This is a genomic window from Chitinophaga filiformis, assembly GCF_021646545.1.
GTDB classification, from domain to species: Bacteria; Bacteroidota; Bacteroidia; order Chitinophagales; family Chitinophagaceae; genus Chitinophaga; species Chitinophaga filiformis_A.
In genome coordinates, this window is the sequence record NZ_JAKIRP010000017.1 from 17,092 (window position 1) to 31,400 (window position 14,309).

At 43.2% G+C, this 14,309-nt stretch carries 12 protein-coding genes; 7 read left to right on the forward strand and 5 right to left on the reverse strand.

Translation table 11 applies throughout. From position 1 onward, the window contains the following. Positions 1-11: 11 nt before the first annotated feature. The 3 genes from L3C95_RS29210 (at position 12) to L3C95_RS29220 (ending at position 1,992) form a co-directional block, all read left to right on the forward strand. On the forward strand, positions 12-572 hold the full coding sequence (locus L3C95_RS29210) for a chemotaxis protein CheB (RefSeq protein WP_236393809.1): 561 nt from the start codon (positions 12-14) through the stop codon (positions 570-572). A gap of 51 nt (positions 573-623) precedes the next feature. Then, complete coding sequence (locus tag L3C95_RS29215; protein WP_236393810.1) at positions 624-1,709, forward strand: sensor histidine kinase; 1,086 nt, start codon at positions 624-626, stop codon at positions 1,707-1,709. Positions 1,710-1,782: 73 nt separating this feature from the next. Further along, positions 1,783-1,992, forward strand: coding sequence for a hypothetical protein (locus L3C95_RS29220; RefSeq protein ID WP_236393811.1), 210 nt, complete (start codon positions 1,783-1,785; stop codon positions 1,990-1,992). A 148-nt stretch (positions 1,993-2,140) separates the two neighbouring features. On the opposite strand, the gene L3C95_RS29225 is transcribed toward L3C95_RS29220, so the two are convergent. Together L3C95_RS29225 and L3C95_RS29230 are read right to left on the reverse strand one after the other, a co-directional pair. Further along, positions 2,141-3,286, reverse strand: coding sequence for a FecR family protein (locus L3C95_RS29225; protein ID WP_236393812.1), 1,146 nt, complete (start codon positions 3,284-3,286; stop codon positions 2,141-2,143). A gap of 42 nt (positions 3,287-3,328) precedes the next feature. Next, positions 3,329-3,862: a sigma-70 family RNA polymerase sigma factor gene (locus L3C95_RS29230; RefSeq protein WP_236393813.1), complete on the reverse strand. Its 534-nt coding sequence runs from the start codon at positions 3,860-3,862 to the stop codon at positions 3,329-3,331. A gap of 448 nt (positions 3,863-4,310) precedes the next feature. On the opposite strand from L3C95_RS29230, the gene L3C95_RS29235 reads away from it, so the two are divergent. Genes L3C95_RS29235 through L3C95_RS29245 form a run of 3 tightly spaced genes read left to right on the forward strand, consistent with a single transcriptional unit; the run spans position 4,311 to position 10,613 of the window. Continuing rightward, complete coding sequence (locus L3C95_RS29235; RefSeq protein ID WP_236393814.1) at positions 4,311-7,847, forward strand: SusC/RagA family TonB-linked outer membrane protein; 3,537 nt, start codon at positions 4,311-4,313, stop codon at positions 7,845-7,847. A gap of 17 nt (positions 7,848-7,864) precedes the next feature. Next, complete coding sequence (locus L3C95_RS29240) at positions 7,865-9,220, forward strand: RagB/SusD family nutrient uptake outer membrane protein (RefSeq protein WP_236393815.1); 1,356 nt, start codon at positions 7,865-7,867, stop codon at positions 9,218-9,220. 7 nt (positions 9,221-9,227) lie between these two features. After that, positions 9,228-10,613 (forward strand): TlpA family protein disulfide reductase, encoded by a 1,386-nt coding sequence (locus L3C95_RS29245; protein ID WP_236393816.1) that lies wholly within the window; start codon positions 9,228-9,230, stop codon positions 10,611-10,613. 23 nt (positions 10,614-10,636) lie between these two features. Here L3C95_RS29245 and L3C95_RS29250 read toward each other — a convergent pair whose 3' ends face one another. From L3C95_RS29250 to L3C95_RS29260, 3 genes are all read right to left on the reverse strand, one after another. Then, positions 10,637-10,918, reverse strand: coding sequence for a hypothetical protein (locus L3C95_RS29250; protein WP_236393817.1), 282 nt, complete (start codon positions 10,916-10,918; stop codon positions 10,637-10,639). 106 nt (positions 10,919-11,024) lie between these two features. Next, positions 11,025-12,071 (reverse strand): hypothetical protein, encoded by a 1,047-nt coding sequence (locus L3C95_RS29255; RefSeq protein ID WP_236393818.1) that lies wholly within the window; start codon positions 12,069-12,071, stop codon positions 11,025-11,027. Between the two features lie 28 nt (positions 12,072-12,099). Beyond that, entirely contained in the window at positions 12,100-12,516 is a 417-nt protein-coding gene (locus L3C95_RS29260; RefSeq protein WP_236393819.1) for a MauE/DoxX family redox-associated membrane protein, read from the reverse strand. A gap of 514 nt (positions 12,517-13,030) precedes the next feature. On the opposite strand from L3C95_RS29260, the gene L3C95_RS29265 reads away from it, so the two are divergent. Beyond that, positions 13,031-14,296 (forward strand): Gfo/Idh/MocA family oxidoreductase, encoded by a 1,266-nt coding sequence (locus L3C95_RS29265; RefSeq protein ID WP_236393820.1) that lies wholly within the window; start codon positions 13,031-13,033, stop codon positions 14,294-14,296. The last annotated feature ends 13 nt before the right edge of the window (positions 14,297-14,309 follow it).

Below are 14,309 nucleotides of genomic sequence, written 5' to 3' on the forward strand. Positions count from 1 at the left end.
ATAGTCACTTTATGAAGAACAGATTTGACGTTATTACTATTGGAGGCTCCGCCGGCAGTCTGCTTGTATTGACCGATATCCTGGATATCGTGCCTCATCATCTTGCTGCTCCTGTGATCATTGTATTGCATCGTCTTCGTAATGTACAGAGTGAAATGGGGCGTTTATTGTCCAGCAAAAGACGGATCATTGAGCCGGAAGATAAGGAGCCTGTGAGGGAGCACTGTATTTATCTCGCTCCGCAGAACTATCACCTGATGGTAGAGGCAGAGAGGACTTTCATGCTGGATTATTCCGAACTGGTGAATTACAGCCGGCCGTCTATTGATATGACGTTCAGTAGTATCGCTGATGTTTATGGTGCAAGAACATTGGGTATTTTGCTGAGCGGAGCTAATAAAGATGGCGCTGCCGGTTTGTGTCAGATCATTGCTGCCGGAGGGCGGGGCATTGTTCAGGATCCGCGGACGGCAGCATTTGACGCAATGCCGCAATCAGCTATTGAAATGTGTGACGGTGTTCAGGTATTGTCTATAGAAGATATTAAGAAAATCATAATTGGTGAAACGTAAATGTGGCGTATTTCGTATATACCTTCAGCGTAGCCGTTAAAAGAATAAGAGATGACTAAGAAATTTACGATCCTGTTAGTAGATGACCGAATGGAGAACCTGCTGTCATTGGAACAGATGCTGCTTGCTGAAAACAGGATTTTTCTGCATGCAACGTCCGGAAATGAGGCATTAAAACAGGTATTAAGGAACGAAGATATCGGGCTGATCATGCTGGACGTGCAGATGCCCGATATGGATGGATTTGAAGTAGCGCGGCTGCTAAAGGCAAACCCGAAAACGCGGGATATTTCCATCATTTTTGTAACCGCCATCAACAAAGATGAATATCATGTGCTCAAAGGTTTTGAGAAAGGGGCGGTTGATTATCTGTACAAGCCTTTGGACATCAACATGACGCGCGCCAAGGTGGATGTTTTTGAGCGGCTGTACCTTTATCAGATGGAGTTAAGGCAGGCTTTAAAAGACAAAGAGCTGATCAATGGTCAGCTGGAGCGTTTTATGCATGTGGTAGCACATGACCTGAAGTCGCCGCTTTCCGGCATAACAGGTTTACTGATGCTGATGAAAGAGGAGGAAGAGATCTGTAAATCTCCTTTCCTCACGGAATATACGAATATGGCCATCAATGCCACATCCCAGCTGGCGGATATGATCACGGCCATTCTGGATTATAGCCGGGAACATCAGTTTCGGCATATAGAGGAAGATGTGGATGTAGGGGAATTGTTGCAACAGCTGGTCAAGTTCCTGTTTCCTCCCGCACACATTAAGATAGAGATAGAGGAGGGCTTGCCGGTGATCCATACCAGCAGGCAGAAATTGCAGCAGGTATTCCAGAACCTGCTGACGAACGCTATTAAATATGGCGACAAACCGGTGGGGGAGATCTGTATAGGGGGAAGACCGGACGGCGATTTCTATGAATTTTTTGTTAAGGATAATGGTCCCGGTATTGAGGAAAAAGACAATGAGCGCATTTTCCGCCTGTTTGAAAAGGTGGATAATGAGGACGAAAAAGGCACTGGTATAGGGTTGAATATCCTGAAATTGCTGGTAGAAACGCAGGGCGGAAAGGTGTGGGTAGATTCAAAACTAGGGGAGGGAAGTACTTTTTATTTCCAGTGGAGGCGATAAAAAAGCTATCAGGTAAGGAAAAAATTTCATAAATTAAATGTTGAATGATAGGAATAGCCCATTCAATATGTGTATGATAGATTTTTATTTATTTAAGGACAGGGACAATGAACAGTCATCCGACACCGGTAAAGAAGAGGAAATAGTACATACCGGGTCGGGAGGAGCATTTGATGAGACAGAGTCGGCCACTGACGAAGCAGAGTGGGAATTAAGTGATGAGCAGTTGGATGAGCGCCTGGAGAATCCCGCGGAAACCTCTAAAAAGCCTCCCGCTTACTAGGATCAGTAAAAAAAGATATACCGTTTACGGCAGGACAAAAAAGGATAAAAAAAACCGGCACTAAAGGAATAAAGTACCGGTATTTCATTTTGCATTGTTCGTAAACGAAGATAATAGTATTCGCCAGCAGCCTTATGGCCATGCGCTACTATTTAATATGTATAGTATCATTTTTATAGTAATAGTCTGCACCACGGATTATCTTCAGCATCTCCAGGAAGGCTTCAATCCCTTCCGGCCTTTTGATCAGCATCGTAAATGTTCGATCGGCTACAGCAGGATGGTCTGTTATGATCTTTACGTCATACCATCTTTCCAGTATAGGTATTATCTCACTAAGCGGTGTTTCCCTGAAGTCATATTTTCCTTCCAGCCATGAAAGTACGTCGTTTTTGTCAAATTGACGCGTATTGATGCCATTTTGAGTAGTATATTCTGCCTGGAACCCTGGTTGAAGTACTACTTCCTGTTTGCCGGCGAGCACTTTCACGGCGCCCTGGATCAGGGAAACGGCGGCTTTGCCCGGATTATATGTGTTAACATTGAATGCTGTGCCCAATACCTGTATGGTGGTCTCGCCTGTGTGCACGATAAAGGGTTGGCCTGCTGCTGCGGCTACTTTTATATAGGCTTCCCCGGTAAGGGATATTTCCCGGGAGTTACCTGCAAACCCAAAAGGGAACTGCAGGGTACTACCGGCGTTCATCCGGATTTCTGTACCGTCAGAGAGTCTTATGGAGTATTCTTTACCGTGGGGGACTATCAGTTTATTCAGTCCGCTGTTTTTCCTGTCTGCTACGAACGTGAGTGTGTTCCTGCTATTATTAAGCGTAACCTGTCCATCGGCTGTTTTTTGATCTTGTTCGCCGCCGGAGAGGTCGATAATCTGGCCATTCTGCAGTTCAAGATAAACACTTTTGTCGGGAATGTTCTTATGAACGGCCGTAAGGACTTTAGAGGAATGGTTGGTTTTTGTGATGGTATATATAAATATACCTGCGCCTGTAAGGGCGGCTGCTGCGGCTGTGATCCATTTCCCGGTATGGAAAGTGCGCCGTGGTTGCGGAGAAAACACCCTGTCTTTTACGCCGGCCATGATATCGTCAGCGGAGATACTCTCAAAATCTGCCCTGCGCTTTGCATGCAGGAGGTAATATTCCTGGACGTGTTTCCAGGCCATGTTTACCTCCGGATCACTCTCAATTAATGCGTCGATTTGCTCCTGCTGGTCCTTACTCAGACCGCCTGTCAGCTTAAGCATTAATAACTCATGTATGTCGGATCTACTCTCCATGTACTTCTCATTGTGACAATACCAGTATAAAAGCTTTAGTGCTTACAGGATCTTTTTCAGTTTCTCCTGTAGTTTTTTACAGGCAGTATAAATGTGGACATTGACGGTATTGATGGAGAGGCCCATGTCGAGGGCTACTTCCTTTCTCTTTTTACCTTCAATAAAAACCTGAGTAAAGATGTTGGACGATTGCAGGGGAAGCGTTTTGATGGCAGCGGAGATGGTGCGTTTCAACTCCTCGTTCTCAATACTGGTTTCCGCTTTGGTAGCAGCATCCTGGCAGAACGACCATGCATCTTTTTTACCTTCTTCCGTATCCTTCGTTTTTATAAAGCGGTAGCATTTATAACGAAGGGATTGAAACAGGTAGGACCGTACATTGGTCTGTACATTCGACAGGGAGCGCTTTTCCCATATTTCTATGATCAGCTCCTGAACAATGTCTTTGGCGTCCTGGCTATCTTTCAACAGCCGGTAGGCTTCTGCCCAAAGCGCCTTTGCATGGTTCTGAAATATATTTTCGTATGTAACATTATCGTCTGCAAGAGGCAGATCGTTAGTATTCGCATGACGCATTATATAAACCCTTTACTATTTACGAATGTTATGCTAATCCCCCGGTAACAGATACAGTTTGTTTTTTTATTAAGAAAGTGGGGCGAAAGTACTAAAGACATAAATGTTATATTGAAATTAACTTTTGGGTACTCATGTTAACGATTTGTGAATGTGTCTTTAAGATAAGTACGTAAACAATGCTACAGTGTTGTAAATGCTTGTCTTTTAGGTCCTTGCGTGTGCGTTAGATTCGTGGATGTCCTTTATTGAGATTGTTATGGCACTGAGTACATATACGCTAAAAATAAAGCACCGGTTTTCTCATGTTCAAAAAAAGCTTTCCAGCCCGCTAAAGCTTTTTTGGATAAGATGTCACTGTAGAGTTATAATCTTATACGTTAGTCAGTTTTCAGGCATTGTGCAATTGTAGTAAACGTTTTATTGACCACTATAATTACTGATGATGATGTCTTACCGTTGTCGGGACCATAAAAGGTATGGTCTCTGGGTCGTTGTTTTGCTCGTTTTTCCTTATACTGTTTCCCCTGTCCGGGCCCAGGACAAAAGCATTCAGCGAAAAATATCCCTGCAATATGAGAACATCAGCCTTGCTGATCTCTTCAATATCATAAGCCGCGAAACAGGATATACTTTCTTCTACAATAATCAAACTGTTAATGACCGTATCAAAGTAACTGTGCATGAAAGTAATGCGCCACTGACACAGGTGTTAGAGAAACTGCTGCTCTCCAGGGGGTATGACTGGGAAGTGCGTATGAACAGGATCGGTATTTTCAAAAAAGAAAAAACAACCGGTAAAGAAGTGCCTGCAAAGAAAAAGGAAGAGCTGATCATCCGCGGCGTTGTTACCATGTCGGATGGTACACCACTGGAAGGTGCTACTATAAATATATCAGGTATCGGTAAAGGAGGAACAAGCACCAATGAGAAAGGCGCCTTTTTCCTGAGTAATGCAGACGCTGATAGTATTGTCAGGATCAGTTATACCGGTTTTAAAACGCAGGAGATCAGGATAAAATCTGCTGCTGTGCTTCGTGTGGTGTTAGAGCCGGTGATCACCGATCTGGCTGTAGTGGCGGTGAGAAGTAATGGTTATCAGAAGATACCTGCTGAACGAGCAACAGGTTCTTTCGTGCAGGTGAATAATCAGTTATTGAATCGTCGGGTAGGACCCACTATACTTGAACGGCTGGAGGGTGTTGCCAGCGGCGTGTTATTCCCCAATAAAAATATTCCGCCTTATTCCAATGAAGCCTACATTTCCATACGCGGAAGAAGTACTATCCATGCAAATGCGCAGCCCTTAATAGTAGTAGATAATTTTCCTTTCGCCGGCGACATCAATCTGCTGAACCCTAATGATGTTGAAAACGTCACGATACTCAAAGATGCAGCTGCGGCCTCTATCTGGGGCGCTTTTTCGGGTAACGGTGTTATTGTTATAACTACCAAAAAAGGGAAACTGCATCAACCATTAAAGGTAGAAGCAAATACCAATATTACGATAGGCGCCAAACCGGATCTTTTTTACAATCCTGCCTTTCTTGGATCCAGTGAATTTATTGATATAGAAAAGTATTTGTTTGACAAAGGATTTTATGATGCTGATCTTTCTAACGATTTCAGCTATCCGGTTATATCTCCTGTTGTCGAATTGCTGGATAAAAAGAGAAGTGGGTTGATTAGTGTATCTGAAGCAGATAAAGCAATTGATCAGTTAAGGAAGAATGATATCAGGAAGGACTATGAGAAATATTTTTACAGGAATAGTGTCAGTCAGCAATATGCGGTGAATGTGAGTAGTGGTGGGGATAAGTCGGCCTATCTGCTGTCAGTAGGATATGACAGGATATTGAACAATAAGGTGACAGATGCATCCAGCCGGTTTACGATTAACAATTACGGCGTATTTCGGTTATGGGATAGAGTGGAGTTGTCTTCAGGGGTTTCATTTGTATTGAATAAGGCAAATGCGGATGTCGGTCTTCTTGCGCTTGCTCCCGGAGGAGGGAAGAGCGTTTATTATCCATATGCACAACTGGCAGATGGTAATGGTAATGCATTACCATTGCCTAAAGATTACCGGTATAGTTTTATCAGTCAGTTGAAAGGAGACGGGTTATTGGATTGGACGTACAAGCCGCTTGATGAATTGAAGGCTATTGATAATGTAGAAAGAAGATACCATATCAGGTTGAGTCCAGGTATGAAAATAGATATCATCAAAGGATTGAATGCAGAGATAAGATATCAGTTTGAGAAGCAGATCGGGAAGGCGGAAAACTATAATAGTATTAAGACATATTATACACGAAACCTGATCAATCTGTTCACACAGGTGGAGGCAAATGGTGTAACGCATCCCATACCTATGGGAGGTATCCTTGAGGAAAGCAACAGTGAGCTTACCAGCAATAACTACAGGGCACAACTAAATTTCAACAGGACCTTTTCGGGAAGACATAATATTGCTGCTGTTGCAGGTTTTGAACAAAGAGAAACGGTTACGAAGGGCAGCAGTCATATTTATTATGGATACAACGAAGAGAATCTTGCGTACAATAATCAGATTGATTTCACTAGATATTATGACGCTTATCAATACCTTGGTACTGCGGGATATATTACCAATGGCGGCTTAGTGACTCGCTATAACAATGAGTTCATTTCTTATTTTGGTAATGCAGCTTACACTTTGAATGAAAAATATATTGTCTCTGCCAGTATGCGTCTTGATCAGAGCAATATCTGGGGTATAAATACTAACCAGAAAGGAGTGCCTTTATGGTCAGCAGGGCTGGGATGGGATATCAGTAAAGAATCATTCTATAAACCTGGCTGGTTGCCATATCTGAAGCTAAGAGCAACATATGGATACAACGGGAATCTTGATCCGGGCCTTTTTGGGAAGTTAGCGATCAGATATGAGTCTTTAAATATAGTGGGATTACCGGCTGCAAGTATCGTTAATCTTCCTAACCCAGGACTGAGATGGGAAAAGATTGGAACACTCAATGTAGGAGCGGATTTTGAAACGACGAATAAGATATTAGGGGGCAGTATTGAATATTATCAAAAGAAGGGGGTCGACCTGATAGGAGAACGGACTGTTGCAATGCAAACCGGAACGATGGTGTTTAAAGGGAATTTTGCTGATATGACGGGAGGAGGGGTAGATGTCAGCCTTATTTCCTATAATATAAACAGGAAGATTAGTTGGACGACAGATTTTTTGTTTAGTTATAACTGGGATAAAATAACAAGGTATAGTTATTTTAATGGGATAGGAAGCAGGGTTTGGGGGGGAGATGGTACTACCTCTGCCTTATTCCCGTTTGTCGGCAAGCCCGTTTATGGTGTTTACAGTTATAAGTGGGCGGGATTAGATCCTGAAAATGGAGATCCGCAAGGTTACCTGGCAGGAAAGGTTAGCAAAGATTACAATGCTATAATAAGTGGTGAGGATGAAAATGCTATTATTTATCACGGGCCTGCACGGCCAACCACATTTGGCGCATTACGCAATACTTTTTCCTACAAGCATATTAGCTTGTCGGTCAACCTCGCGTATAAACTGGGATATTATTTCAGACGATCTTCGATCATATACAGCAGTTTGTTTAACAACTGGTTGGGAATGCATAAAGACTACTTATCCCGTTGGCAACAGCCAGGAGATGAAGTGCACAAAAATGTGCCTTCGCTGAGTTATCCGGCAGATCCTAATAGAGATTACTTCTATCAATATTCAAGTGTGCTTGTTGAAAGAGGAGATCATATACGTTTGCAGGATCTGAGAATCGCTTATTCATTCGCTCCGTCATTGCTGAGTAAGACCGGTGTTAAAGATATACAGTTATACTTTTATGCCAACAATATTGGTATTATCTGGAAAGCAAATAAGGTGGGATTGGACCCTGATTATGTACTGGGGTATCCTGCACCGAGGACCTTTTCCCTGGGATGTAGTGCAAAGTTCTAATCGTTAATGAGTTTAATATGATGAAGCGCGTATTTTTTTTGGCTCTTATCATTTTCTTATCTGCCTGTACGGAAAAGTTGGATATTAAGCCGGACCAGTCATTGAATGTTCCGGAAACAGTGGCTGATTTTCAGGCCATGCTGGACAATGTAGAAGTAATTAATGGTTTCATTCCCTCTTATGGAGAGGCAGGGAGCGATAACTATTACATCACGGATACCCGTTATAATGGGCTGGCAGCAAATAGTGACCGAAATACCTATATATGGGCCAAGGATATTTTTCCGGTGAATTATGTCGCGGCAGACTGGGTTTACGGTTATGTAAGAGTGAACTATTGCAATCTTGTACTGGAGGGACTTGAGCATGTTAGTACTGGTATAGGTGCTGCTGCCTATAACAATGTAAAAGGTTCCGCCTTGTTTTTCCGGGCTTTCTCTTTTTATACACTGGCCGGAGAATTTTGCAAGCCATATGACAGCACTGCCGCAGCTACCGATCCAGGTATCCCCTTAAGAACGAAATCGGACGTGCAGATCATTTATCAGCGGGCCAGTGTAAAGGCAACCTATGAACAAGTGCTAGCAGATCTTGCTATGGCAGCAGAACTGTTACCGGATATAGCTACAGTTAAAACCCGTCCATCCAAAGCTGCGGTTTACGGTTTGCTGGCGAGGATCCATATCAGTTTGAAAAATTATCAGGAGGCGCTCGAGTATGCAAACCTGTCATTGGCAATTTATCATAAATTACTCGACTATAACACCATAGATCCTGGTAGTAGTTTGCCTTTTGATATGTTCAACGATGACGTATTATTCTTCGCGAAACTTACTCCTACCAGTTTGTTGCGGATGAGCAGCGCGATCGTTGATTCAATGTTGTATAAACAGTATCAGGATAATGATCTCAGAAAATCAATTTTTTTCAGAGATGGACCGGGAGGGATAAAATTGTTTAAAGGGACTTATAGCGGGAATAGCCTGTTTCATTTTGGAGGGATAGGGGTTGATGAGATGTACATTAACCGGGCGGAATGTTACGTCAGACTGGGAGATGTTGCACATGCTATGGAAGACTTGAATACCCTGTTAAGGACACGATGGAAGTCGGGTACCTATACAGATATGACAGCGGTAGACGCAGATGATGCATTGGAAAAGATATTAACAGAAAGAAGAAAGGAGCTCTTATTCAGAGGGCTTCGCTGGGTTGACCTGCGGCGGTTGAATAAGGATCCCCGTTTTGCTAAAACGCTTACGAGGATGGTTAAAGGCTCTGTATATCAATTGCCACCCAATGACGTACGTTATGTATATCCGATTCCTGAAGATGAAGTAAGGCTTAGTGGTATTGAACAGAATGCCAGATAAGAGAGAGATGCTTAAATATTTATTATTAGTGATTGTCAATGTATGGTGTTTGCCACTATCGGCTCAGGAAAAGGAGCCTTTTTACGGTTATACAACGATACGCACACCTCTGAGTATCGGTGCAATTGTCCCCGATTATAAACTGCAGCAGGTACTGAATTATAAGAAAACGGAAATCAGTCTGTCAGCATTCAGTGGTAAGGCCTTATTGATTGATTTTTGGGCTGCATTTTGCCAACCTTGCCTCGCACAGTTTCCAAAAATACAACGTATACAGGAAAAATATAAAGAGGAGCTTCAGGTAATCACCGTTACAAGTGACAGTCTGCAAAAGGTTATTGATTTGTTTGAAAATATCCGGTATCAGGGTTTTAACTTATTGACTGTTGCCAGGGGGGCTGAGTGCAAGACGAATGATAGTTTGTTTTTTGCATTTCCGCATAAATATATTCCACATTATGTCTGGATCGATAAAAACAGAATAGTAAGGGCTGTTACAGGTCAGGATGCGTTGAACGATGACAATATTGCTTTGTTGACCAGCGGTAGATCACTGGCTGCTATAAATAAAGAAGTGAACATTGTGCCGGCTGAACATCCCGCCATGTATATTTATCAGGAGGCCGATATTGCTGAGAAAATGATGTTGAACGATTCTATAAAAGGATTGATTGGATATTCCATGTTAAGCGGTTATAACAGGAAGTATCCCTCCAGTTCAGCAATAGACTATACCGGCATCTATGCAGAGAGAAGAATACGTACATGGAATCTGCCATTGGGTACAATGGTGCGGCTGGCATATGGAAAAATGGGCAAGGAAATATGGGAACAGGAATTAACACCCGCCCCCAGAGTTTTTTTTAATATCAGAGATACGGTTCTTTTACATAAACTGATGGTGGACTTTAAACAGGCACCTGACACAACTGATGATATGTATTGTTACGACCTGATTACTGCGGGAAAGGGCAGGAGGCAGTTGATGGAAAGGATGAAAGAAGATCTTTACAGATATTTTGGCGTCAGGGGGAAATTCGTTCAACGAAAGGTATGGTGTTACATTCTTTCTTTGGTGGATAGCAGCCAGCTCAGAACAAAAGGAGGAGGCCCTTATGTGAGTGGAAATATGTACTATTTAAAGTTACAGAATGCGGATTTTTCTTTGTTGGCTGAACATATCAGGGCCTATAATGAGGGAAGTAAGACAACGCGCTATAAAGGACTGGAGTCTGGTATCATAGTGGACGAAACTAATTTTTCGGCCAGGGTAGATGTGAATATAAATGCCAGAATGAACGATATTTCTTCGCTGAGGATGGAATTGAGTAAATATGGACTTGCGCTCCTGGAAGGAGAGCGATCGATAGAAGTTTTGTTGTTGGAGGATTAATAATAAAAGCAGTACTGTTATCACTATTGCATACCAAAGATCGTTACCATGGATGAAGTATTTCTCCTGATGATTACGTTGGCACCTGCCTGGGTTTGCGTCACATACTGACTTGAGCTTCCTGAAGCAATATAGCAACACTGCACTGCTGGGGAGTAGATGCATTCACCATTTATGTTTGCGCCTGTGGTGGTGGGTATTGTAGCACATTGGCTAATCGCAATCGCCTGCTCGTCAGTGGCAAATGCTGAGACAGCACTCAGCAATAAAACCACTAAAAGGTGGTTTGTTCTCAGATGTTTCATTTTTAGCTAGTATTTTATCTCACACGATGTTTCTTCCGTGTAGATTTCACGATGAATTGAATAAATTTTATCCATTCGGAAAAGCATCCAATACCATTCGGCATGCTCATTTGCTCAGGCCGGGAAATTCATAAAGGGCAAGGTGGTTAGTATATGTAGCTAGTATCTTACTGTCAAAGATACAAAACGATTTCAGGTGTTGATTGCGAGGAACGGGAATATAAAAACTTTCAAGATACTTGTCCATATTAGTACTGTAAACATCAATAACAGTTTCTGACTGATCTGTCAATGAGGTCTCATTGTCTGCTTTGATCGGGCTGTTAATATACAAGTGGCCATGATGCAGCTGGCTCAGATGGTTAGTAAGCATACGTGTGCCTTTGGGTTTGTACACGATGTCGCTGCTGCCTGTTTTATTCCTGCTGATATATTGAACCTGGTTTTGTGTAAAGGTATCGATGGTACGGGCCCACCGTATAGCCTGGAAAGCTGTGTCAAATATAGCGATCCGGTTATTGTAATGATGAATGTAATAACAGGAGGAATGCTGGTCATCATATAGCAACATACCACTGGAGGAAAGATCTTCAGTGAGCAGGCTTGTTTTATAGAGCTGTTTTGTATGGATGTTAAGTTTGCAGAACGACTGATCTGTTGAATTGCCTGTGAAGTATTTCAGTATGAAGGTAGCTTCGGAGATCTGTACTGCGTTACTATAGTTTGACGGGGCAGGGATCATAGTACTCTTTCCGGTTTGTAAATTATACACAAAAATAGCTGCCATATTATATGCAAAGATAAATGCTTCGGGATACATGATATGTATGCTGAACGCATTGGTCAGGCTTGCGCTGATGATACTGTCTATTGGAAGCTGAATTGTTTTTATAGTGCTGAACGTAGTATCCGTATAAGCAATGATATGTGGATCATCAGAATGAAAGTACATATTACCATTGTTATTGCCTGCAAAATAGAGCGGATGCGCTATAGGTATTTTTTTAATCATCCGTAATGGCTTCTCCGAACGAAATAGCCTGTTGAAACCATGTTTTTTTTCGATTGATTGACGCGACAAACGAACGATCGCGAACATGAAACTCAGCACCACAATCGTGATAAGCAGTACTACTGATACTCTGGTTGTCATAGGAGTTGTGTCTTTAACTGAAGGTGTATTATGCTTTTGATTTGAAGGGAAATGTGAAGATGCCTGCGAGTGCAATCAATGTGAAAATGACATTGAATACAAGGTGTTGTTGCCAGTTCATACGGGATAATATTCCTCCGCAGGAACAGGGGATAAAGTAGCTGAAATGCAGGATGGCGTAGATGTATACAGTAAATAAGAGCATCAGTCCGTAGGAGAAATAAAACCCTTTCAGCCTTGTTGCTGGAAACACGAGCATGGCGGTGGTGATTAGTTCGATGGCCGGAATAAACCATGCGATAATGCCGGAATAGCCGGTAATAAACGGAGACTGGTCAAGCTGAAATCTGAAGGTGTTATACTGGAGCAGTTTGCTGATACTGGCATAAGTAAACAGAATTGTCAGCAGGACCGCTGGCAATTCAAGCAGTGATTTTTTTAACATAGCTAGTCGATATTTCTCGTAATGGGTATTAATGTTCCTCAGCACCGTTCGTAGCGGCACGGTAACGCATCATTTTTCCGGTAGTTTCTCATAGCGGTTACGCTTTCCTCCATATGGACCACCTTCATTTTGCGGCCACCATGAATGGCGGTAGCTTGCTTCCGTTTTGTAAAGGCGTATGTGGACTTTAAAATGGTTTTTGCCAGCAGGGATACTTACTGTTGGAACTCCTGCAGAATTGCCTTTGGGGTTTTTACCTTTCCGGACAACAGGGATGTAGATAAGAGACGGCATGGGTTGTGTATTAATGGTGAAAGATCTCGGGATGATGTTTCGTTTATGGGTTATTACAAGGGTTTGTCACGGTTAACTATATCATGCTAATATTCGATACCAGGACGAATATAGAAAAATTTTGCGGTAAATAGGAGTGGATACTCCGGTCATCACAGAAATTCATACTTGCAAAATCATTTTTATATCTTGCCATCTAGTATTCAATTTTAACCACGAGATGGAGCAGAAAAAGAACCAATCCAGAAGGTCTTTCCTGAGGAACAGCCTTGGCACGGTGGCCGCTTTTACTATTGTACCCCGTCATGTATTGGGCCGCGGTTATCTTGCCCCCAGCGATCAGCTGACCAAAGGCGTGATCGGCACTGGTAGTATGGGAAAAGCACATTTCGGCTATGACAGCACAAGGGTGGTGGCCATTTGTGATGTGGACAAGTTGCATCTGCAGGAGGCGAAACAATTGCTCGGAGAGGGTGTGAAAACTTTTGATGATTACAGGGAGCTGATACAGCTGCCGGAAGTAGATATTGTGCATATTGCTACTCCGCCGCACTGGCATGGAACGATTGCCATAGAGGCGGCGCGCGCCGGGAAAGACATCTGGTGTGAAAAACCAATGACGCGCACTATTGGTGAGGGAAAAAGGGTAATAGAAGCTGTACAGCAATTCGGGCGGATGTTTCGCCTGAATACCTGGTTCCGTTTTACGGATAATTTCTACGGGATGAATACGCCTGTAAAGCCCATTAAAAAGCTCGTGAATGCAAGATTGCTTGGATGGCCGCTGACGGTTACGCTGAGCCGTCATACAGGTTTTAACTGGAAGCAGCACTGGATAGGAAAGACGGATCTTCCTGTTACACCAGTACCTCCGGAGCTGAATTATGACCGTTGGCTGGGACCGGCGCCATACAAGCCCTATCACCCTCACAGGGTGCACCAGACCTTCAGGGGCTACTGGGATTATGACGGAGGTGGTTTAGGCGATATGGGACAGCATTACCTGGATCCTGTGCAATATATACTGGGGAAAGATGAAACAAGTCCTGTATCTGTGCAGGTGGAGGCGCCACAACAGCATCCCGACGCTGTGGGAACGTGGTCGCGTATCATCTATACCTACAAAGATGGTTGCCGTATCATACTCGATGGAGAAGGAAAGGATGAGAAAGCTGCCTTTATTGAAGGTCCCACAGGCAAGTTATATCCGGGCTTCCGTTCCGATATACCCGACCTGGAGAAAAAGCTGGCGGCTTACCCCGACCCGCCTCCACAAGTGACAGATTTTATTACATCCGTACGCGAGAGACGCAGGTTTGCGCTGAATGAGGAAAATGGACATCGCTCCTGCACACTTGTGAATATGGGAAAGATTGCTTTGCAGTTGGGGCGTTCCCTTGAATTTGATCCTGAGAAACAACTGTTCCTGCACGATGAGGGCGCCAATAGTTTAATTGATCCGCCGGCACGTACGTTCTGGTCATAGCAGGTTTGATATA

Excerpts from the sequence above, each read along its gene's own strand:
- L3C95_RS29210 (WP_236393809.1), top strand. The coding sequence starts at position 12 with ATGAAGAACAGATTTGACGTTATTACTATTGGAGGCTCCGCCGGCAGT.
- L3C95_RS29215 (WP_236393810.1), top strand. The coding sequence starts at position 624 with ATGACTAAGAAATTTACGATCCTGTTAGTAGATGACCGAATGGAGAAC.
- L3C95_RS29220 (WP_236393811.1), top strand. The coding sequence starts at position 1,783 with ATGATAGATTTTTATTTATTTAAGGACAGGGACAATGAACAGTCATCC.
- L3C95_RS29225 (WP_236393812.1), bottom strand. The coding sequence starts at position 3,286 with ATGGAGAGTAGATCCGACATACATGAGTTATTAATGCTTAAGCTGACA.
- L3C95_RS29230 (WP_236393813.1), bottom strand. The coding sequence starts at position 3,862 with ATGCGTCATGCGAATACTAACGATCTGCCTCTTGCAGACGATAATGTT.
- L3C95_RS29235 (WP_236393814.1), top strand. The coding sequence starts at position 4,311 with ATGTCTTACCGTTGTCGGGACCATAAAAGGTATGGTCTCTGGGTCGTT.
- L3C95_RS29240 (WP_236393815.1), top strand. The coding sequence starts at position 7,865 with ATGATGAAGCGCGTATTTTTTTTGGCTCTTATCATTTTCTTATCTGCC.
- L3C95_RS29245 (WP_236393816.1), top strand. The coding sequence starts at position 9,228 with ATGCTTAAATATTTATTATTAGTGATTGTCAATGTATGGTGTTTGCCA.
- L3C95_RS29250 (WP_236393817.1), bottom strand. The coding sequence starts at position 10,918 with ATGAAACATCTGAGAACAAACCACCTTTTAGTGGTTTTATTGCTGAGT.
- L3C95_RS29255 (WP_236393818.1), bottom strand. The coding sequence starts at position 12,071 with ATGACAACCAGAGTATCAGTAGTACTGCTTATCACGATTGTGGTGCTG.
- L3C95_RS29260 (WP_236393819.1), bottom strand. The coding sequence starts at position 12,516 with ATGTTAAAAAAATCACTGCTTGAATTGCCAGCGGTCCTGCTGACAATT.
- L3C95_RS29265 (WP_236393820.1), top strand. The coding sequence starts at position 13,031 with ATGGAGCAGAAAAAGAACCAATCCAGAAGGTCTTTCCTGAGGAACAGC.